This window comes from Kitasatospora sp. NPDC059827 (assembly GCF_042731675.1).
Taxonomy (GTDB): domain Bacteria; phylum Actinomycetota; class Actinomycetes; order Streptomycetales; family Streptomycetaceae; genus Kitasatospora.
Genome location: NZ_JBHWIV010000082.1, coordinates 19,007 through 39,656, shown reverse-complemented (window position 1 = coordinate 39,656; position 20,650 = coordinate 19,007). Strand labels below are relative to the sequence as shown.

The 20,650-nt window shown below is 72.4% G+C and carries 17 protein-coding genes; 11 read left to right on the top strand and 6 right to left on the bottom strand.

The features are described from left to right. Positions 1-208 precede the first annotated feature (208 nt). Entirely contained in the window at positions 209-3,337 is a 3,129-nt protein-coding gene (ileS, locus tag ACFV8H_RS33910) for an isoleucine--tRNA ligase (RefSeq protein WP_380407571.1), read from the bottom strand. 635 nt (positions 3,338-3,972) lie between these two features. Between ileS and ACFV8H_RS33905 the strand changes: the two genes are divergently transcribed. The 4 genes from ACFV8H_RS33905 (at position 3,973) to ACFV8H_RS33890 (ending at position 6,754) form a co-directional block, all read left to right on the top strand. Next, the gene (locus ACFV8H_RS33905) at positions 3,973-4,440 is read left to right on the top strand and encodes a TraR/DksA family transcriptional regulator (protein ID WP_380407569.1); all 468 of its coding nucleotides are present in this window, start codon (positions 3,973-3,975) and stop codon (positions 4,438-4,440) included. A 146-nt stretch (positions 4,441-4,586) separates the two neighbouring features. Continuing rightward, complete coding sequence (gene lspA / locus ACFV8H_RS33900) at positions 4,587-5,279, top strand: signal peptidase II (RefSeq protein ID WP_380407575.1); 693 nt, start codon at positions 4,587-4,589, stop codon at positions 5,277-5,279. A gap of 67 nt (positions 5,280-5,346) precedes the next feature. Further along, entirely contained in the window at positions 5,347-6,285 is a 939-nt protein-coding gene (locus ACFV8H_RS33895) for an RluA family pseudouridine synthase (RefSeq protein ID WP_380407567.1), read from the top strand. 1 nt (position 6,286) lies between these two features. Continuing rightward, on the top strand, positions 6,287-6,754 hold the full coding sequence (locus ACFV8H_RS33890; protein ID WP_380407565.1) for a GNAT family N-acetyltransferase: 468 nt from the start codon (positions 6,287-6,289) through the stop codon (positions 6,752-6,754). 115 nt (positions 6,755-6,869) lie between these two features. On the opposite strand, the gene ACFV8H_RS33885 is transcribed toward ACFV8H_RS33890, so the two are convergent. Next, a complete protein-coding gene (locus ACFV8H_RS33885) occupies positions 6,870-7,943 on the bottom strand; it encodes a mechanosensitive ion channel family protein (protein WP_380407564.1) in 1,074 nt (357 codons plus the stop codon). Positions 7,944-8,016: 73 nt separating this feature from the next. Here ACFV8H_RS33885 and ACFV8H_RS33880 point away from each other — a divergent pair, with 73 nt between their 5' ends. Together ACFV8H_RS33880 and ACFV8H_RS33875 are read left to right on the top strand one after the other, a co-directional pair. Beyond that, positions 8,017-10,866, top strand: a complete 2,850-nt coding sequence (locus ACFV8H_RS33880; protein ID WP_380407562.1) for an alpha/beta fold hydrolase — start codon at positions 8,017-8,019, stop codon at positions 10,864-10,866. After that, positions 10,863-11,753, top strand: a complete 891-nt coding sequence (locus ACFV8H_RS33875; protein ID WP_380407560.1) for an ABC transporter permease — start codon at positions 10,863-10,865, stop codon at positions 11,751-11,753. Before ACFV8H_RS33880 ends, ACFV8H_RS33875 begins: the two co-directional genes overlap by 4 nt. Positions 11,754-11,766: 13 nt before the next feature. On the opposite strand, the gene ACFV8H_RS33870 is transcribed toward ACFV8H_RS33875, so the two are convergent. Further along, complete coding sequence (locus ACFV8H_RS33870) at positions 11,767-12,396, bottom strand: TetR family transcriptional regulator (protein ID WP_380407558.1); 630 nt, start codon at positions 12,394-12,396, stop codon at positions 11,767-11,769. Between the two features lie 219 nt (positions 12,397-12,615). On the opposite strand from ACFV8H_RS33870, the gene ACFV8H_RS33865 reads away from it, so the two are divergent. Then, the gene (locus ACFV8H_RS33865) at positions 12,616-13,194 is read left to right on the top strand and encodes a dienelactone hydrolase family protein (protein WP_380407556.1); all 579 of its coding nucleotides are present in this window, start codon (positions 12,616-12,618) and stop codon (positions 13,192-13,194) included. Between the two features lie 66 nt (positions 13,195-13,260). Here the strand turns inward: ACFV8H_RS33865 and ACFV8H_RS33860 are convergent, their stop codons facing one another. Continuing rightward, the gene (locus tag ACFV8H_RS33860) at positions 13,261-13,707 is read right to left on the bottom strand and encodes an Lrp/AsnC family transcriptional regulator (protein WP_375896175.1); all 447 of its coding nucleotides are present in this window, start codon (positions 13,705-13,707) and stop codon (positions 13,261-13,263) included. Between the two features lie 93 nt (positions 13,708-13,800). Between ACFV8H_RS33860 and ACFV8H_RS33855 the strand changes: the two genes are divergently transcribed. From ACFV8H_RS33855 to ACFV8H_RS33845, 3 genes are all read left to right on the top strand, one after another. After that, on the top strand, positions 13,801-14,616 hold the full coding sequence (locus tag ACFV8H_RS33855; RefSeq protein ID WP_380407553.1) for an LLM class flavin-dependent oxidoreductase: 816 nt from the start codon (positions 13,801-13,803) through the stop codon (positions 14,614-14,616). Then, on the top strand, positions 14,613-15,050 hold the full coding sequence (locus ACFV8H_RS33850) for a nucleoside deaminase (RefSeq protein WP_380407551.1): 438 nt from the start codon (positions 14,613-14,615) through the stop codon (positions 15,048-15,050). Before ACFV8H_RS33855 ends, ACFV8H_RS33850 begins: the two co-directional genes overlap by 4 nt. A gap of 121 nt (positions 15,051-15,171) precedes the next feature. Further along, the gene (locus ACFV8H_RS33845; protein ID WP_380407549.1) at positions 15,172-16,356 is read left to right on the top strand and encodes an amidohydrolase family protein; all 1,185 of its coding nucleotides are present in this window, start codon (positions 15,172-15,174) and stop codon (positions 16,354-16,356) included. A gap of 57 nt (positions 16,357-16,413) precedes the next feature. On the opposite strand, the gene ACFV8H_RS33840 is transcribed toward ACFV8H_RS33845, so the two are convergent. Together ACFV8H_RS33840 and ACFV8H_RS33835 are read right to left on the bottom strand one after the other, a co-directional pair. Continuing rightward, the gene (locus ACFV8H_RS33840) at positions 16,414-18,633 is read right to left on the bottom strand and encodes a transglycosylase domain-containing protein (protein WP_380407547.1); all 2,220 of its coding nucleotides are present in this window, start codon (positions 18,631-18,633) and stop codon (positions 16,414-16,416) included. 292 nt (positions 18,634-18,925) lie between these two features. Further along, positions 18,926-19,345, bottom strand: coding sequence for an SgcJ/EcaC family oxidoreductase (locus ACFV8H_RS33835; protein WP_380407545.1), 420 nt, complete (start codon positions 19,343-19,345; stop codon positions 18,926-18,928). 94 nt (positions 19,346-19,439) lie between these two features. Here ACFV8H_RS33835 and ACFV8H_RS33830 point away from each other — a divergent pair, with 94 nt between their 5' ends. After that, positions 19,440-20,519, top strand: coding sequence for a hypothetical protein (locus ACFV8H_RS33830; protein ID WP_380407543.1), 1,080 nt, complete (start codon positions 19,440-19,442; stop codon positions 20,517-20,519). The last annotated feature ends 131 nt before the right edge of the window (positions 20,520-20,650 follow it).

The following is a 20,650-nucleotide window of genomic DNA, read 5'->3' as shown; positions in this document are numbered from 1 at the left end:
TCTGAAAATCACCCGTTACGCCGCTCTCCGCACCCACCCCCTCCACCGCCCCCTCCCGCAGCGCGTCCCTCTCGCCTTGGTCGGGTGGTGGGGGGAGGTGGGTGGGGAGGTGAGTGGGGAGGTGGGTGGGGAGGTGGGTTGGTGGGGGGTGGGGGTATGGCGAAGCCGCCGCACTCCGGGTGGGGTGCGGCGGCTTCGGTGGGGGTGGTCAGGCCTTGCGGAGTTGGAAGGCGAGGCCGAGGGAGTCGTCGGTGAAGGTGTCGGAGGTCCAGTCGGCTGCGCCGGCGGCGAAGTCGGTGGCGAGGACCTCGTCGGCGACGAGGGGGCCGTGTTCGGCGATGGCCTCGGCGGTCTCCTCGGAGGTGGCGCGCCAGCGGAGGACGATGCGGTCGGCGACGTCCAGGCCGGAGTTCTTGCGGGCCTCCTGGATCTGGCGGATGGCGTCGCGGGCGATGCCGAGGCGCTTGAGTTCGGGGGTGATGGCCAGGTCGAGGGCGACGGTGGCGCCGGACTCGTTGGCGACGGCCCAGCCCTCGCGGGGGGTTTCGGTGATGATGACCTCGTCGGGGGAGAGGGTGATCGGTTCACCGTTCAGGTCGACGCGGGTTTCGCCGGTGGCGCGCAGTTCGGCGGCGAGGCGGGCGGCGTCGGTGGCGGCGACCGCCTTGGCGACGTCCTGCACGCCCTTGCCGAAACGCTTGCCGAGGGCGCGGAAGTTGGCCTTGGCGGTGGTGTCGACGAGCGAGCCGCCGACCTCGGCGAGGGATTCGAGGGTGGCGACGTTGAGCTCCTCGGCGATCTGCGCGCGCAGGTCGGCGGGCAGCTCCTCCCAGCCCTGGGCGGCGATCAGCGCGCGGGAGAGCGGCTGACGGGTCTTCACGCCGGACTCGGCGCGGGTGGCCCGGCCGAGTTCGACCAGGCGGCGGACCAGGGCCATGTGGCGGGAGAGGTCGGCGTCGATCAGGGTCTCGTCGGCCTCGGGCCAGGTGGCCAGGTGGACGGAGGCCGGGGCCTGGGGGTCGGTGGGGACGACGAGGTCCTGCCAGACCTGCTCGGTGATGAACGGGGTGAGCGGGGCCATCAGGCGGGTGACGGTCTCCAGCGCCTCGTGCAGGGTGGCGAGCGCGGCGGCGTCGCCCTGCCAGAAGCGGCGGCGGCCGCGGCGGACGTACCAGTTGGAGAGGTCGTCGACGAAGCCGGAGAGCAGCTTGCCGGCGCGCTGGGTGTCGTAGGCCTCGAAGGCCGCGTCGACCTCGCGGACCAGGGTGTTCAGCTCGGAGAGCACCCAGCGGTCCAGCTGCGGGCGGTCGGCCGGGGCCGGGTCGGCCGCGGAGGGCGCCCAGTTCGAGGTGCGGGCGTACAGGGCCTGGAAGGCGACGGTGTTCCAGTAGGTGAGGAGGGTCTTGCGGACCACCTCCTGGATGGTGCCGTGGCCGACCCGGCGGGCCGACCAGGGCGAGCCGCCGGCCGCCATGAACCAGCGGACGGCGTCGGCGCCGTGCTGGTCCATCAGCGGGATCGGCTGCAGGATGTTGCCCAGGTGCTTGGACATCTTGCGGCCGTCCTCGGCCAGGATGTGGCCCAGGCAGACGACGTTCTCGTAGCTGTTCTTGTCGAACACCAGGGTGCCGACGGCCATCAGCGTGTAGAACCAGCCGCGGGTCTGGTCGATCGCCTCGGAGATGAACTGCGCCGGGTAGCGCTTCTCGAACAGCTCCTTGTTCTGGTACGGGTAGCCGTACTGGGCGAAGGGCATCGAGCCCGAGTCGTACCAGGCGTCGATGACCTCGGGCACGCGGGTGGCGGTGCCGCCGCAGTCGCGGCAGGCGAAGGTGACCGCGTCGATGTACGGGCGGTGCGGGTCGAGGCCGCTCTGGTCGGTGCCGGTGAGCTCGGACAGTTCGGCCAGCGAGCCGACGCAGGTGAGGTGGTTCTCCTCGCAGCGCCAGATCGGCAGCGGGGTGCCCCAGTAGCGGTTGCGGCTGAGCGCCCAGTCGATGTTGTTGTTCAGCCAGTCGCCGAAGCGGCCGTGCTTGACCGTCTCCGGGAACCAGTTGGTGGCCTCGTTCTCGCGGATCAGCGCGTCCTTGACGGCGGTGGTCCGGATGTACCAGGACGGCTGCGCGTAGTAGAGCAGTGCGGTGTGGCAGCGCCAGCAGTGCGGGTAGCTGTGCTCGTACGGCAGGTGGCGGAAGAGCAGGCCGCGCTCCTTGAGGTCCGCGACCAGGGCCTCGTCGGCCTTCTTGAAGAACTGGCCGCCGACCAGCGGGACCTCGGGGGAGAAGGTGCCGTCGGCCAGCACCGGGTTGACCACCGGCAGGCCGTACTTGCGGCAGGTCGCGAGGTCGTCCGCGCCGAAGGCGGGGGACTGGTGGACGATGCCGGTGCCGTCCTCGGTGGTGACGTAGTCGGCGTTGAGGACGTAGTGGGCGTCCTCGATCTCGACCAGGTCGAAGGGGCGGCGGTAGGCCCAGCGCTCCATCTCGGCACCGGTGAAGGACTCGCCGGTGGCCTCCCAGCCCTCGCCGAGGGCCTTGGCGAGCAGCGGCTCGGCGACGACCAGCTGCTCGGTGCCGTCGGTGGCCACCACGTAGGTGACCTCCGGGTGGACGGCGGCGGCGGTGTTGGAGACCAGGGTCCACGGGGTGGTGGTCCAGACCAGCAGGGCGGCCCGGCCGGCCAGCGGGCCGCTGGTCAGCGGGAAGCGGACGAACACCGAGGGGTCGACCACGGTCTCGTAGCCCTGGGCCAGCTCGTGGTCGGACAGGCCGGTGCCGCAGCGCGGGCACCAGGGGGCGACCCGGTGGTCCTGGACCAGCAGGCCCTTGTCGAAGATCTGCTGGAGCGACCACCAGACGGACTGGACGTAGGAGGGGTCCATCGTCCGGTAGGCCTCGTCGAGGTCGACCCAGTACCCCATGCGGGTGGTCAGCTCGGCGAAGGCGTCGGTGTGGCGGGTCACCGAGTCGCGGCACTTGGCGTTGAACTCGGCGATGCCGTAGGCCTCGATGTCCTGCTTGCCGGAGAAGCCGAGCTCCTTCTCGACGGCCAGCTCGACCGGGAGGCCGTGGCAGTCCCAGCCGGCCTTGCGGGCGACGTGGTAGCCCTTCATGGTCCGGTACCGGGGGAAGACGTCCTTGAAGACGCGGGCCTCGATGTGGTGGGCCCCGGGCATGCCGTTGGCGGTCGGCGGACCCTCGTAGAACACCCACTCGGGGCGGCCCTCGGACTGCTCCAGGCTGCGCTGGAAGACCTTGTTGTCCTGCCAGAACGAGAGGATCCGGTGCTCGAGGGCGGGGAGATCGACCTGGGCGGGGACGGGGTTGTAGGTGTTCATCGCGGGTGTCTACCTCCGGCGGATGCTGGGACTGAATCCTCCGGAGGGACGAGGCGGCCTTCGCCGACCCGCGGTACCACCCTCCTTGGCCGCGGTGGTGCGGTGCGGCCCTCTTGTTTGGGTTGCTGCCGGGTCTAGTGGGCCGCCGTGGTGGCGGCCGTTCTTCCGGCGGCTCCGGGGTGATCTTCCCGCCGTGCACACCCCCGGGCTCGCACCGTCCCCGGGTCGCTGGTGGCTGCGTACGTCGGTACTCGTCCCATCTGCGCCTTGCAGGGCCAGTGTATCGGCCGGGCGAGACGGTTTGTCCAAAGGGATTCGGGGGAGTGGGTTCCGGGGGCCCGTCCGGGCCGGTCGGCGGGGGCGGTTAGGCGGGGGCGGGGTGGGCACAAGTCTGTCAGCGCGCGGGGCGTGGCGGCTGGGGCGGCTGCCTGGGTGGGATCATCCTGAGGCGCCGGTATGTCATGTTGTGACCGGTTTTGATCGGGATTATCGTTCCGGCACTGGAGGCCGCCGGGAACCGGCGGCTCGGTTCGTTCGTAGATGGGGTCGAAGCCATGGCTGAGAAGGCAACCGGCGCGGGTACCGCCACCAAGCGGGCACGCAAGGCCGTGGCGGCCGATCCAGGGGAGGGGACCGTGACCACTACCGCACCTCAGAACACCAGCACCGACACCGTCACCGTGCCGCGCGGCGCGGAGTCGGTCGACCCGGCCACGCTGCCCGTCCGGCCCGGCGAGGACCCGTGGACCTCCGAGGAGGTCCACGAGCTGCACGACGAGCTGATCAGCGACCTGGAGCGGCTGCGCGGCGAGATCGACGCCGCCGAGGCGGCGATCTCCGGGCTGATGCGCGACTCCAACGACGGAGCCGGCGACGACCAGGTGGACGCCGGTACGAAGAACATCTCGCGGGAGAGCGAGCTGGCGCTCGCCAACAACGCGCGGGACAGCCTCGCCCAGACCGAGCGCGCGCTGGAGCGGCTGGAGGGCGTCGGTTTCGGCACCTGCGAGTCCTGCGGGCAGGCCATCGGCAAGGCCCGGATGCAGGCCTTCCCCCGGGCGACGCTCTGCGTGCAGTGCAAGGCCAAGCAGGAACGCCGCTGAGGAAGCCCGCCGACCGGACCGGCGGGCCGGGCGACCGGGGCGACGCGGGGGGTCGGGCTTGCCGTACGCTCGACCCCGTAACCTCGCCTGACCCGTCGGTACGGACGCGTTCAGGCCCTCATCGGCTCACATCGGCAGCGGAGCGGATCATCAGTACGCAAGGTTCCCCCCAGACCCGGGACGACGCCGTCCCGAACCCCGCCGATGGCGTGGAGGTGGCCGTGGCCGAGTCCACCGGGCCCGCGGACGGCGGGGCGGCTCCCGCGGGCGGCGAGTCGGGCCCCGCGGCTGACGGGGCGGTCGCCGCCGGTGCCACGGCGGTGGAGAAGCCCAAGGGCCCGCGCCGGGTCGGGGTGCTGCTGGTCGTCGCCGTCCTGGCCTTCCTGATCGACCTGGCCAGCAAGCTGCTGGTCGTCGCCAAGCTGGAGAACCACGCGGGGATCAAGGTGATCGGCGACGTCGTCACCCTCCAGGTGATCCGCAACTCCGGTGCCGCCTTCGGCATGGGCCAGGCGCTGACCGTGGTCTTCACCATGATCGCCTCCGCCGTCATCGTGGTGATCTGGCGGATCGCCCGCCGGCTGTACAGCCTCCCGTGGGCGATCGCGCTCGGGATGCTGCTCGGCGGCGCCCTCGGCAACCTCACCGACCGGCTGTTCCGCGCGCCGGGCGTCTTCCGCGGCCACGTCGTGGACTTCATCTCGGTCCAGCACTTCGCGGTCTTCAACCTCGCCGACTCGGCGATCGTCTGCGGCGGCATCCTCGTGGTGCTGCTCTCCTTCCGCGGCAGCAACCCGGACGGGACCGTCCACCAGCAGCCGGAGAAGAGCGGGAAGTAGCCCTCCGGCCGCCGGCCGGAGCAGCGAGGGGGAAGGGGCGCGGCGGGTTTCCGGCATACTCGTACGGGTGAGTACCGCAGCGCAGATCCGCAGCCTCCCCGTTCCCGACGGCCTGGAGGGCGAGCGCCTCGACGCCGCCCTCGCCCGGATGTTCGGCTTCTCCCGGACCAAGGCCGCCGAACTGGCCGCCGACGGCAAGGTGACGCTCGACGGCGCCGTGGCCGGCAAGTCGGACCGGGTGACCGCCGGTTCCTGGCTGGAGGTCGAGATCCCCGCCCCCGCCGCCCCGGTGCAGATCGTGGCCGAGGCGGTCGAGGGCATGCGGATCGTCCACGACGACGACGACATCGTGCTGATCGACAAGCCGGTCGGCGTCGCCGCGCACCCGAGCCCCGGCTGGACCGGCCCCACCGTCATCGGCGGACTCGCCGCGGCCGGCTACCGGATCTCCACCTCCGGCGCCGCCGAGCGCCAGGGCGTCGTGCACCGGCTGGACGTCGGCACCTCGGGCCTGATGGTCGTCGCCAAGTCCGAGCGGGCCTACACCGACCTCAAGCGGCAGTTCCACGACCGGATCACCGACAAGCGCTACCACACGCTGGTCCAGGGCCACCCGGACCCGCTGAGCGGCACCGTCGACGCGCCGATCGGGCGCCACCCCAGCTCGGACTGGAAGTGGGCGGTGACGCGCGACGGCAAGCCGTCCGTCACCCACTACGACCTGATCGAGGCGTACCGGGCGGCCTCCCTGATGGCGATCAAGCTGGAGACCGGCCGCACCCACCAGATCCGCGTCCACATGTCGGCGCTGCGCCACCCCTGCGTCGGCGACCTGACGTACGGCGCCGACCCGACGCTGGCCAAGCGGCTGGGGCTGACCCGGCAGTGGCTGCACGCCGTCTCGCTCGGCTTCGAGCACCCGTCGGACGGGCAGTGGGTCGAGTTCAGCAGCGAGTACCCGGCCGACCTGCAGAAGGCGCTGGACATCATCGCGGCGGAGAGCTGACATGACCGTCTCGGTGCGGGTCCGGGTCGCCGAGGGCGAGGCGGACCTGGAGCTGGTCCGGGCGATCCGGCGCGAGGTGTTCGTGGTCGAGCAGAACGTGCCGGAGGAGCTGGAGTACGACGCGTACGACGCGACCTCGGTGCACGTGCTGGCCGTGGGTGCGGACGGGGCCGGGCTCGGGACCGGGCGGCTGATCTTCGGTGACGAGGCGCTGGAGCTGACCGGGGGTGTCGAGGGCCGGGTGCTGCTCGGGCGGCTCGCGGTGGTGGCGGCGGCCCGGGGGACGGGGCTCGGGGCGGACCTCGTCCGGGCGATCGAGGCGGCCGGGCGCGAGCGCGGGGCCGTCGAGGTCGAGCTGCACGCGCAGGTGCAGGCGCTCGGGTTCTACGAGCGGCTGGGGTATGCGGCGGAGGGGCCGGTGTACGAGGACGCCGGGATCCCGCACCGGACGATGACGAAGGTGATCTAGGGCCCGTCTTCGCGGCCCGGCGGTACGGACGTGCCCTGGCGGTGGTTCGCGCAGATCCCCGCGCCCCCTTTCGGGGCGCGGGGATTTTTCGTGCGGGTGGGGGCGGGCGCGCGGGTCAGTCGGGGGTGGTGCGGAGGCGGGGCAGGGCGTGGGGGTGTTCGTCGCGCAGGTGGGCGATGAGTTGTTCGCGGATGTCGAAGCGGAGTCGGGCGGCGTCGTCGGGGGTGCGGGCGGTCATGGTGGCGCGGACGAGGATGGTGCTGGGGGTGGTGTCGGTGACGTCGAGGGCCCATTCCTCGCCGTCCCAGCGGGGGTGTCGTTCCAGCAGGGTGTGCAGGGTGGTGCGGAGCTCGTCGACCCGGGTGGTGTGGTCGAGGTGGAGCAGGACGGCGGCGAGCAGGCCGGGGTCGCGGCGGGTCCAGTTCTCGAAGGGCTTGTTGACGAAGTAGGAGACCGGGACGACCAGTCGGCGGTAGTCCCAGAGCCGGACCACCAGGTAGGAGAGGGTGATCTCCTCGACGGTGCCCTGCTGGCCGTCCACCACCACGGTGTCGCCGATCCGGACGGTGTCGCCGAAGGCGATCTGCAGGCCGGCGAAGAAGTTGCCCAGGGTGCTCTGGGCGGCGATGCCGGCCACGATGCCGATCAGGCCGGCCGAGGCGAGCAGGCTGGCGCCGACGGTGCGCATCGCGGAGAAGGTCAGCAGCATCACGGCGAGGGTGACCACGACGATCACCGCGCTGACCACCCGGCGCAGCATGCCGACCTGGGTGCGCACCCGCTGCACCCGGGCCGGGTCGTCGGAGACCGACTCGTACCGGCGGAGCAGCGCCTCCAGGACGGCGGCCGCCACGCGGACGGCGAGCCAGCCGAGGGAGGCCATCAGGAGCAGCAGGAGCAGATGGTGGGCGCCCTCGTCCTCGGTCAGGTGGAAGATCCGTTTTAGCGGGTTGGCGGCGAGCAACAGCGCTGAGGCGACGGCGAGTTGGAGCGGGATCCGGCAGCGGCGGAGCAGTGCCCAGACCGGGGCCTCCGGATGGCCTGCGCTGATCCGCTGGAGGGCCTGGTCGACGGTCCAGCCCACCGCGAGGGTGGCGGCGACGGTGGCGAGCAGGGTGATCAGCGGCCAGAGCACGGGGACCTTCTCGGTGGGGGAGAGGCGGGTGAGCCGTACGATACCGGCCTTCAACGGGCGGAACCGGACGAAAAGGGGTGGCGGCTTTATCGGACGCCTACCCCGGCGGCGGATACGATCAGCCCCCATGGAGCTCGGTGGGGCATGGCGTCGATGGCGCGGACGGGGAACGTCGGTGCGGCGCAAGCTGCTCGCCGGGGCGGTGGCCCTGGTGGCGGTCGCCGGGGTGAGCACGGCGGCGGTGGCGTCCGGCGGCGAGCAGTCGGTCCGTCAAGAGGATCGTTTCCTCAGCATGCCGGAGACGCCCGGCAGCACCCAGCAGGTCCAGGTGGACACCTCCTTCTTCACCACCGGCACCTCCCCGCGCCCCGCCGTCCTGCTCGCGCACGGCTTCGGCGGCTCCAAGGAGGGCGAACGGGACCGCGCCCAGCAGCTGGCCCGGCAGGGCTACGCGGTGCTGACCTGGTCCGCGCGCGGCTTCGGGCACTCCGGCGGGAAGATCGGACTGAACGCGCCCGACCGGGAGGTCGAGGACGTCAAGCACCTGGTGGACTGGCTAGCCCAGCGGCCCGAGGTGCAGCTGGACGGGCCCGGCGACCCCCGGGTCGGGATCACCGGGGCCTCGTACGGCGGGGCGATCTCGCTGCTGGCCTCGGCCTACGACCACCGGATCGACGCGGTGGCCACCCAGATCACCTGGTGGAACCTGGCCGACGCGCTGTTCCCCCAGGGGGTGCAGGGCTCGGGTGCGGCGGACGGCGTGTTCAAGAAGCTGTGGGCCGGGATCTTCTTCACCACCGGCTCGGCCGGGGACCTCGGGCCCTCGGGCGGTGCGCCGCGCAGTGGGGCCACTGCCGGGAGCGGGGCTGCGGCGGATGCGGCGGCGGACGGGCAGGTCGGCTGCGGGCGGTTCCTGGACTCGCTCTGCCAGATGTACGACCGGGTGGCGACCGCCGGGCACGCCGATCCGGAGGCCGTCGCGCTGCTGGACAGGTCCAGCCCGTCCTCGGTGGCGGCGCAGCTCAAGGCCCCCACCCTGGTGGTGCAGGGCCAGCAGGACTCGCTGTTCCCGCTCGACCAGGGCGACCGGATCGCCCGGGCGGTCGCGGCCAACGGCGCGCCCGTCTCGGTGGACTGGTTCGCGGGCGGGCACGACGGCGGGACGGACACCAGCGCCCGGGTGGACGACCGGGTCACCGCCTGGTTCGACCACTACCTGAAGGGGCGCGGCAACGACACCGGGCCGCAGTTCCGGGTGACCCGGACCGGCGGGGTCGACTCGACCGGCTTCCAGGCCGTGCTGCGCGGCGCCGACGCCGACCGGTACCCCGGGCTCGGCGGGACGGGCACCCGGTCCGTCGAGCTGACTGGCACGGAGAAGCCCGTCGCCAATCCGCCCGGCGGGGCGCCGCCGGGGATCTCGACGCTGCCGGGGATCGGCGCGCTGAGCCAGGCGGCCTCGCTCGGGGCCGGGCTCTCGCTCGACTTCCCCGGGCAGAACGCCGCCTTCGAATCCGCGCCGCTGGAGAAGTCGCTGCACCTGACCGGGCAGCCGACCGTACCGGTGCGGGTGAAGGCCGACCGGCCGGACGCGGTGCTGTTCGCCAAGCTGTACGACGTCGGGCCGGACGGCAAGGCGGTGCTGCCGCAACAGTTGGCGGCCCCGCTGCGGGTGACCGGCGCGGACGCGGACGGCGGGAGGACGGTGACCGTTCAGTTGCCCTCGGTGGACCACGACTTCCCGGCCGGGCACCGGCTGCGGCTGGTGCTGGCGTCCACCGACCTGGCGTACGCCTCGCCGGCCGAGCCGGCCACCTACCGGGTGGCGGTGGCCGGGGCGCTCGCCGCGCCGACCGTCGAGGAGCTGGTCACCGAGGCGGCGCCGCTGCCCGCGCGGACCTGGATGCTGCCGGTGGTCGCCGTGGTGGTGGCCGCCGGGCTGGTGCTGCTGCCGCTGGTGCGGCGGCGTCGGCGCACGGTGGCCGGCGGGTCGTCGGGGTCGTCGGGGCGGTCGGGGCGGTCGGGGTCGTCGGGGCCGGAGTTCGATCCGGAGCTGGCCGGGGTGCCGCTGCGCATCAGCGGACTGAGCAAGCGCTACAAGGGTTCCCAGGACCGTTATGCGGTACGGGAGTTGGGCTTCCGGGTGGAGCGTGGCCAGGTGCTCGGCCTGCTCGGCCCGAACGGGGCCGGCAAGACCACCACGCTGCGCATGCTGATGGGACTGATCCGGCCCGACGCCGGGGAGATCCGGGTCTTCGGGCATCTGATCCGCCCCGGGGCGCCGGTGCTCTCGCGGGTCGGCGCCTTCGTGGAGGGCGCGGGCTTCCTCCCGCACCTCACCGGGCGGGCCAACCTGCGGCTGTACTGGCAGGCCACCGGGCGCCCGGAGGCCGACGCCCGCTTCGACGAGGCGCTGGCCATCGCCGGGCTCGGCGAGGCGCTGGACCGCGCGGTGCGGACGTACTCCCAGGGCATGCGCCAGCGGCTCGCCATCGCGCAGGCGATGCTCGGGATGCCGGACCTGCTGATCCTGGACGAGCCGACCAACGGGCTGGACCCGCCGCAGATCCGCGAGATGCGCGAGGTGATGATCCGGTACGCGGCCGCCGGCCGGACCGTCATCGTGTCCAGCCACCTGCTGGCCGAGGTCGAGCAGAGCTGCACCGACCTGGTGGTGATGGACCGCGGGCGGCTGGTCACGGCCGGGCCGGTCGGCGAGATCGTCGGCGCGGGCGAGCTGCTGATGATCGGCGTGGCCGCGGGGTTCGACCCGGAGTCGGTGGTCGAGAAGGCCGGCGCGCTGGCCGGGGTCGGCTCGGCGGAGGCCGTCGACGGCGGGCTGCTGGTCCGGCTGGACGGACTCGCGGCGAGCGAGCTGCTGGCGGAGCTGGTGCGGCTGGGGGTGCCGGTGGAGAGCGCCGGACCGCAGCGGCGCCTGGAGGACGCGTTCCTGTCGTTGATCGGAGGTGCGGCGTGAGCGCCGGTACGAGGGATCGGCTCCCGTCCGGGGGCGGTGCCGTCTCGACGGACCACGCGCAGGGGTACCGGGCGAGCCGGACCCTGCCGCTGCGGGTCGAGGCGGTGCGGCAGCTGCGGCGGCGCCGCACGATGGTGATCGGCGGGGTGCTGGCGGCGATGCCGTTCGTCATCCTGGCGGCGTTCCAGCTCGGCGGCACCCCCGGGCGCCCCGACCGGACCACCTTCATCGACCTGGCGACCGCCTCGGGCGCCAACTTCGCCGTCACCATGCTGTTCGTCGGCACCGGCTTCATGCTGGTGATCCCCGTCGCGCTGTTCTGCGGGGACACCGTGGCCTCCGAGGCCAGCTGGTCCTCGCTGCGCTACCTGCTGGCGGCGCCGGTGCCGCGGGCGCGGCTGCTGGTGCGCAAGTTCGCGGTCGGGCTGGCGTTCTCGGCGGTCGCGATCGTGATGCTGCCCGCGATCGGACTGGTCGTGGGCACGGTGGCGTACGGGTGGGGGGACCTCAAGCTGCCCGCCGGGGCCAGCCTGCCGGCCGGGGAGGCGCTGCCCCGGATCGCGATCGCGGTGGCGTTCGTGTTCCTGAGCGAGCTGGTGATCGCGGCGCTGGCGTTCTGGCTGTCGACGGCGACGGACGCGCCGCTGGGGGCGGTCGGCGGGGCGGTGTTCCTGTCGATCATCACCGGGGTGCTGGACGCCGTCACGGCCCTGGGCGACCTGCGGGAGTGGCTGCCGGCGCACTGGCAGTACGCCTGGGCGGACGCCCTCCAGCCGCAGTTGGAGTGGGGCGGCATGGTGCAGGGGGTGTCGTTGTCGCTGTCGTACGCGGTGGTGCTGCTGGCGTTGGCGTTCCGGGGGTTCGCCCGCAAGGACGTGGTGTCGTAGCGGGGCGTCGGGGTCAGGGGAGGGCGGGGCAGGGGCCGCCGGCGGGGGACGGGGAGCCGGACAGGGCGTCGAAGAGGAGGCGCCACAGCGGGTCCCCGCCGGGGGCGCGGGTGTCGTGCGCGCCCCCTTCGGCGCCCCCCGTACGGGTGTTCAGCAGTCCGCGGATCACGGTCAGCAGCAACTCGGCCACCACAGAAGCACAGTGGGTGGGGAAGCCGCTGTCGCGCTGGGCCCGGCGGACCAGGTCGGTCAGTGAGACGTGCATCTCGGCGAGGACGTCGTCGGGGGAGTTCGCCAGGTCCGGGCAGTCCGCGGCGAGCCGGAGCGCGGCACGCAGCCGAAGGTCGGAGCGCAGCCGGTCGGCCAGGGCGACCATGACGCCTTCGAGGGCCGCGGCGGGGTCGGCGCCCGGGGTGTCGTACTCGGTCCGCAGGCTCGCCCAGGTGCTCCGGGACTCCTGGATCAGGGCCCGGGCCAGCGAGGCCTTCGAGGGGAAGTGGCCGTAGAGCGCGCCCTTGGTCATGCCGATGCGGTCGGCCACGGTGTTCAGCGTGGTGCTCTCGTAGCCCTGGGCGGCGAAGATCTCGGCCGCCGCCGTCAGGACCTTCTCCCTGGTGCGGCGCGCCCGTTCCTGCTGTGCCATGCCACTGCCCTCCCTCGTCGCGACAGCCCATACATACCATCGGGATGGAATGTTGTTGCAAAGCTTCCTCCCGAGGATCGGGTGCCCCCGGGAGTGCCTCCCGGACCGTCAGGCCGGGTCGGTCACCCCGCGCCCGGCGGGCCTGCGGTGGGGGGTTCGCCGTCGGGTGCGGGATCATGGGTGGGTATCCCTGCACTCGTTCGTCGAAGGACCCGAACCGTGGCCCAGATCGTCCTCTTCCACTCCGCCCACGGCCTGAGCCCGGCCGTACGGGCCGCCGCCGACCGGCTGCGCGCCGCCGGGCACACCGTGCACACGCCGGACCTGTTCGAAGGGCGCACCTTCGACGACAACGAGGCCTCCCAGGCGTACCAGGAGGAGATCGGCGGCGGCGACGAGCTGCTCCGGCGCGCGGTCGCCGCCTCCGCCCCGCTCTCCGAGGGCGGACTGGTGTACGCCGGGATCGCGCTCGGCGGCGCGATCGCGCAGAACCTGGCGCTGGCGGACGAGAAGGCGCGCGGGCTGCTGCTCCTGCACGGCACCTCGGACCTGCGCGAGGACGCGGTGACCTCCGTCCCCGTCCAGCTGCACATGGCGGAGCCGGACCCGTTCGAGCCGGAGGACTGGCTGAACGCCTGGTACCTGCGGATGCTGCGGGCGGGCGCGGAGGTCGAGGTGCACCGCTACCAGGGCGCCGGGCACCAGTTCACCGACCCGGACCTGGACGACTACGACGCGGAGGCGGCCGAGCGGGCCTGGGCGGCGGCGCTGGACTTCCTGGCGGACCTGGAGGCGTAGCGCCCGCCGCGGTGGGCCGGGTGGCCGTGGTCCGGCGCCTGTGGTCCGGTGGCCGTGCGGGTGCGGTCAGGGGCGGGCCGGGCCGCGGCGGGGGAGGGTCTGGCTGTAGACGACGCTGGTCGTGGTGGAGCCGAAGCCGGCCAGCGAGTCGATCAGGGTCTCCAGGTGTTCCATGGAGGTCGCGGCCACCTTGAGGGTGTAGCAGTCGTCGCCGGTGGTGCGCAGGCACTCCAGGATCTCGCGGCGCACCGAGAGCAGGTGGTGCAGCGGCTGGTGGCGGTTGCCCGGGTACTTGAGGCGGACCACGGCGAGCACCGGGTAGCCGACCTTGGAGAGGTCGACGGTGGCGTGGTAGCCGGTGATCACGCCCAGCGACTCCAGGTTCCGCACCCGCTCGGTGGTGGCGGACGGGCTGAGGTTGACCCGGCGGCCCAGCTCGCTGAGCGAGATCCGGGCCTCCTGCTGGAGCTGGTCGATGATCGCCCAGTCGGTTTCGTCGAGGTTCACGGCCATTTCGCGATTCTACCGGGGGATTCGCGGCCGGAGGCGAGTTCTGCCGTGATCATTGGGTTCCCTGCCGGATGCGGCCGGGAATAGCCTCATGGCATGCAACTAGGCGTCAACGTACCGAACTTCGGGCCGGGGACCGACCCCGGCATGCTGCGCGACTGGGCGCGGGTGGTGGAGGGGCTCGGGTTCGACCTGCTGATGGTGTCCGACCACGTCGCCGTGACGGCGGACGTGGCCGAACGCTACCCGGAACCCTTCTACGACCCCTTCGCCACCCTGTCCTGGTTGGCGGGGGTGAGCGACGGGCGGATGCGGCTGGGCACCACCGTCCTGGTGATGCCGTACCGGCACCCGCTGCTGGTGGCCCGGATGGCCGCCAGCCTGCACCGGCTCAGCGGCGGGCGCTTCGTGCTCGGCGTCGGGGTCGGCTGGGCGCGGCAGGAGTTCGAGGCGCTCGGGGTGCCGTTCGGGGCGCGGGGGCGGCTCACGGACGAGTACCTGCGGGCGGTGCGGGAGTCCTGGGCGGAGCAGGGGGAGGGCGCCGCCGCCCCGGTCTGGGTCGGCGGGCACAGCGAGGCGGCGATCCGACGGGTCGCCGAGTTCGGCGACGCCTGGCACCCGCTGCGGCTGCCGATGGCCCGGATGCGGGAGGTGGTGACCCGCCACGAGCTGCCGGGCTTCGCCCCGCGGATCGCACTGCGGCTGACCGACGGGCCGCTCGACGACCCGGACCGGCCCGCCGGGGTCGGCAGCCTGGCGCAGGTCGTCGACGACCTGCGGGAACTGCGCCAACTCGGCGCGGAGGACGTGGTGTTGGACCCGTACCATGCGGACCCGGAGCAGACCCGCCACCCCGAGACGGCGTGGCGCGCCCTGACGGCCGTGGCCGAGGAATGGAGGAGGACGGCGTGATCACGACTGCCGACGAGGCGCTGCTGCGGCGCGCGATCGAAATCGCGGCCCGGGCCGTGGAGTTGGGCGACGCCCCGTACGGCTCGCTGCTGGCCGGGCCGGACGGGACGGTGCTCGCCGAGGCGCACAACACCGTCCGGCGGGACGACGACATCACGGCGCACCCGGAGTTGAAGCTCGCCCGGTGGGCGGCCCGGGAGCTGGACGGGGAGGCGGCCGCCCGCACCACCCTGTACACCAGCTGCCAGCCGTGCGGGATGTGCGCGGGGGCGCTGGTCCGGTCGGGGATCGGGCGGGTCGTGTACGCGCTCACGACCGAGCAGTTGGTCGCGCTCAATCCGGCGTCGGGGGCCTGGCCGGTGGTGGCGCAGGAGGGGCCGGCGCTGTTCGCGGAGGCGCGGGTGCCGATCGAGGCGTACTACCGGAGGAGTTGAGGCGGGGCCTGGAGCCGTTCGAGCGATGGGGGGATTCGACACCCGCGCGCACGGCCGCTTCTGACGGTTCGTCCGCTAACTCTTCTGTGTGGCATCACGCATCACTACGTGGAGGCAGCACATGAGGAGCAAGCGTCGCACCGGCAGGCGGTTCACCGCCGCCGTGGTCAGCGTGGCCGCGGCGGCGGTGGTCGTCTCGCCGGCCGGAGCGGGGGACGCCCTGGCGGCCGCCCGGTCCTGTTACGACCGGGCCAAGCAGCCGTACACCTCGGTGGTCGACGGCCACCTGCACTTCCGGCCGTTCGGCGGGCGGGCGATCCCCTTCGAGGAGCTCACCGGGTACCTGCAGAAGAGCGGCGTCCACTACGCCAACATGTTCGGCATCGGGCAGGTGCTGCCCTCCGACTCCGACTGCACGTACTACCTCGACTGTCCCGGCACCCCCGTACGGCCCGGGATGCGCAATGACTTCGCCAACGCGGAGAGCCTGCGGGAGAACCGGCCCGAGGACCCGAACCTCACCCTCTCCATGACGTTCATGGATCTGCACCACCCCGAGACCGTCCCCGCCGGGGTCGCCCTGCTCGACCGCGAGTACCCCGGGATGTTCCGGTGGGCCGGCGAGGTCAACGTGATCAAGCAGGCCATCCTGCCGAACCTCGCCGAACCGGCCACCAGCGAGGACATCCCCAAGTGGGCCCCGTTCATGAACGCGTACCGGGAACGCGGGATCCCGATCACCTTCCACTCGGACATCGGCAACGACGCGCAGCCCACCGAGTACCTCCACCTGATGGAGGAGATCCTCGCGCAGTACCCCGACAACAAGATCGTCTGGGCGCACATGGGCCTCTCGAAGGAACTCGCCCACCTGGACCCCGACGAGCACATCCGCATCCTGGACCGGATGCTCGACGAACACCCGAACCTGACCGTGGACCTGAGCTGGCGCGTCCTGGAGGACCTCTACTTCAGCCGGCCCGGCGTGCGGGAGAAGTACGCGGCCTTCCTCGACCGCCACCCCACCAGGGCGATCACCGGGACGGACTTCGTGGCCGCGCGGAACAAGGACTACGCCGTCTACGAGCAGGAGTTGGAGGTCACCAGCCGGATCAACCGGGCGCTGGGCGACGAGGCGTTCCGGGACATCGCGCTGGGGCAGAACTACTTCCGGCTGCTGGGGATGAAGGACGTGGCGCCGCGGGTCTGCCGCTCCCGGCCGCACTCGCACGTCGCGGTGGAGCAGGGGGCTGCGGGGGCGGCTCCGGCGGCGGTCGTCGGGGGCGCCGCGGACGACGAGGACTGACGGGCCGGCGGCCCCTCGGGGTGCGAGGGGCCGCCGGGGCGGGGGTGCGGTGAGTAGTCAGTCGTCGTCGGAGGGGGCGCCGGTCCGGGAGCCGGACGCGGCGCCGGACGGCGGGGTCGTGCCCGTCCCGGAGCTGCTCGGGTCGGGCTTCGGCGGGGCCGGGTCGGGGATGTCGGCCATCGCGAGGGACTGCTTGGGCGTGCCGCGCAGGGCCTGGTCCATGGCGTCCCGCCAGATCGGGCCGGGGCCGGTGGCGCCGAACACCTCGGGGTAGTAGTCCCCGTTGATGCGGATGTCGCGCATCTCGACGCCGCCGGCCGGGCCGCCCAGCCAGACCGCGGTGGCCAGCTGCGGGGTGTAGCCGTTGAACCAGGCGGCCTTCTTGTGGTCCGAGGTGCCGGTCTTCCCCGCGATCTGCCGGCCGTCCTTCAAGTTGAGCGCGGCGCCGGTGCCCTTGTTCTCGGTCACCCCGTTCAGGACGGTGTTCATCGCCCGGGCCGTCGAGTCGGAGAACACCTTCTCGCAGCGGCCGGGCGGGGCGGGGACGTCCTTGCCCTCCACGGTGGTGATCCTGGTGATGGCGACCGGGTCGCAGTGGGTGCCCTGGGCGGCGAAGGTCGCGTAGACGTTCGCCATGGTCAGCGGGCTCATCTCCTCGACGCCCAGCGCCATCGCCGGGACCTCCTCCAGCGGCTTGCCGCTGGCCTTGGCGGTGATGCCGAACTTGTTGGCCATCTGCTTGACGGCGCAGAGGCCGATGTCCTGCTCCATCTGCACGAAGTAGGTGTTGACCGAGAGGGCCATCGCCATCTTGAGCTGGTACGGGCCCTTCTCGTTCGCGGACTCGTTGGGCACCGTCGTCTTGGGACGGCCGTCGTTGCGCCACGTCCCCTCGCAGGTCTTCATCGTCGGGTACTCGAGCTTGTTCGGCGCCGAGTACTCCTGGGTCGGCGGCAGGCCCGCCTCCAGGGCCGCGGCCGCGACGATCGGCTTGAACGTGGAGCCGGGCTGGAAGCCGTTGCCGCCGCCCATCGCGAAGTCGACGTTGAGGTTGACGACGGTCTGGTTCTTCTCGGTCGCCAGGCCGTACGGTCGGGTCTGGGCCATCGCCACGATCTTGCCCGTCCCGGGCTCGACCATGGTGGCGGCAGCGGAGACGGTGTCGGTGACCTTCACGTTGCTGCTCACCGCGTTCTGGGCGGCGGCCTGCTTGTCCGGGTCCAGCGTGGTGTAGATGTTCAGGCCGCCCTTGTCCCAGAACTTCTTCCGGTCCTCGGCGGTCTTGCCGAAGGCCGGATCCTGCTTGACCACGTGGCGCACGTAGTCGCAGAAGAAGCCCATGCCGGCCTTGGCGGTGATGCAGCCGTTCTGCGGGTCCTTGTACTTGAGGCCCAGCGGGGCCGCCTTCGCCTCCTTCGCCTGGTCGGCGGTGATGTGCTTGTTCTCCAGCATCTTGTCGATCACGGTGTCCCGGCGCTTCTGCGCGGCCACCGGGTGCAGCTTCGGGTCGTACTGGGAGGGGTTCTGCACCAACCCGGCGAGGGTGGCGGCCTCGGCGACGGTCAGGTCCTTGTTGCTCTTGCTGAAGTAGCGCTGGGAGGCGGCCTCCACGCCGTAGGCGCCGTTCCCGTAGAAGGTGATGTTGAGGTAGTTGGTGAGGATCTGGTCCTTCGGCAGTTCCTCGTCCAGCTTGATCGCGATCTTGAGTTCCTGGATCTTGCGGCCCAGGGTCTTGCGCTGCGCCTCCTTGACGGCGTCCTTGTCGTCGCCGGCGTTCTCCACGTTGACGTTCTTCACGTACTGCTGGGTGAGGGTGGAGGCGCCCTCGGCGGCGGTGCCCTTCTCCGCGTTCTTGCCGAGCGCGCGCAGGACGCCCTTGAGGTCGACGGCGCCGTGCTCGTAGAAGCGGGCGTCCTCGATGTCCACCTGGGCGTGCCGCATGTACGGCGACATCTGGTCGGCGGGCAGGACGGTGCGGTCGCGCTCGTAGACCTTGGCGATCAGACCGCCCTTGGCGTCGAAGACCTGGGTGGCCTGGGTGAGCGGCGGGGTCTTGAAGTCGTCGGAAATGTCGTCGAAGCCTTCCGCGGTGCTCTTCGCGGTCAGCCCGAGGCCCCCGGCGACCGGCAGCACCAGGCCCGCCAGCAGCACGCCGGACACGACGCTCACACCCACGAAGGTCGCACCGAGACGGGCCAGCCGGACCGGCGACCTGCGGGCCGGCCGGGCGTCGTCGCTGTCGGCGGAATTTCGTATCGGCGGGAGTTTCGATTCCATTCCGGAATGCTAACCGTCGTTCCTCGTTGGGCGAACGAATTTTCGGCCGGGACTGTCACGGCCTTGCAACAGATGGGGAGTGGGGCTCAGGGATGGAGGATCGCGTACGAACTCAATGAATGTGGGGGAATTCTTTGCTGCGTACTCGAATCAATGCGCCCGGCGGGCGCGACCTTTCCCTCCCCGTGACCCTCCCACCACTCTGATGCGGTGGGAGGGGCGAAACGTTGCGCCCGCTCCGGGGGGAAGCCGTCCCCGTGTCCGTTTCAACGGGCGCCGGGTGTGGGTCCGTTCAGGCCGGCCGGGCCTGGGCGGGGTGCACGGTGGTGTTCTGGCAGGCGTGGAGCAGCCAGCGGCCGTCCGGTTCGCGGGACATGACGTAGAGCGGGGTGCCCTCGGAGTCGCCGTCGGGGTGGTGGTAGGTCTGGCGGACCTTGACGGCGGCGACGTCCGGGCGGAGGAACCGCACGTGGGTGGCCTCGTACGTCACCTCGCCGTCCCAGTCGGCGCGGGGGAGGACGTCGCGGGTGAAGGCGGCGATGGCGTCGAGGCCGATCAGGACCTTGCCGTGGGCGGTGGTCCACAGGGCGTCGGGGTGGAAGAGGGCGAGGAAGCCCTCGGCGTCCTTGGCCCGCTGGGTGTGCTGGACGGTGGCGACGACGCTCCGGATGGCTCGGAGGTCCTGGGCGCGGGTGGCTGTCTCGGTGGTCATGCGGACCAGCTTCATCCCTCAAGTCGACTTGAGGTCAAGGCCGTTCGGAGCCCCCGGCGGGTGGGGGCGGCGGGGGCCGGGGGACGATGGGTTCGTGGCAGAGCGGAGATACGAGTACGCGCCGGCGGGGACGCTGCCGGGGTTGTTGCAGCGCGGCCGGGGCCTGGGGGCGCGGATGGCGGCAGAGGACCCGGCGGCCGCCGCCGAGCTGGTGTACGGCTGCGTCCGCTGGGAGTGGCGCTGGGACCAGCAGGTCGACGACCGGCACCTGTACCTGGCGCGGCTGCTCCGGGACCTGGAACTGCCGCTCGACCCGGTGGTCGGGCTGCTGGCAGCCGAGGACGAAGACACCCGGGACCGGGCGACCGGCGTGCTGGAGCTGCTGGTCCTCGGCGGCTCCGAGCAGGCCCGGGCGGCACTGCCGGGGTACGTCCCGGAGGAGGAGGGCCCGGCTCCGCGGCCTCGGCAGCAGCCGCCGGACCCCTGCCCGGACCGGGACAGCGCGAGCCTGCTGGACCAGCTGCGCGACCCGGCGGCCAACGCGGGCGTCAAGGTGACCGCGCTCCGCGCACTGTCGCGCCGCCCGCCGGAGCCCGCGCTGATCGAGCTGGTGCCCGGGCTGGGCGCCGCCGACGGCACCCGCCAGCTGCCGTACCTGGGCCGGGCGCTGGAGCCGCTGGCCGGGCTGGCCGTGCCGGCCGCCCGGGAGTGGGCCGCCTCGGACCGGGAGTGGCTGGCCTGGCAGGGGATGAAGGTGCTGGCCGATCACGGTGACGAGAGCGACCTGCCGCTCCTGCTCGCCGAGCTGGAGCGGCTCTGGGTGGACGGGTACTGGTGCGGGCCGGATGATCTGGCGCGCGGGCTGGCGCGGTTCGGGTCGGGGGCGGGCGGGGCGGTGTCGTTGCTGCGGCGGTTCTGGCTGTACACCCCGCACTCGTACGAGCGGGCCGCGTACCTGGAAGCCCTGGCGGCGCTGGGGTCGGCGGGGATGGACGAGGCGTTCACCGAGTCGCTCTGGGACTGCGAATCCGGTGCCCGGCTGTCGGGGATCGCACACGCTCCGGAACGGCCCGAGGTGGGAGCCCGGCTGTGCTACCTGCGCGACGATCCGATGGAGGAGGGGGAGGTCCGGGCGGCCGCGGGGCGACGTCTCGCGGAGGGCTGGGCGGGCTAGAGTGGACGCGTGAACGCGTGAGTGACGGTCCGGACCCCGAGAGGCGTTCCGGGCCACCTCCATTTCCAGGGCTTTCTCCCCCTGTGACCTGCGCGTTCGCCGGCCCGCCAGATCAGCACCAGAGCCTCCGG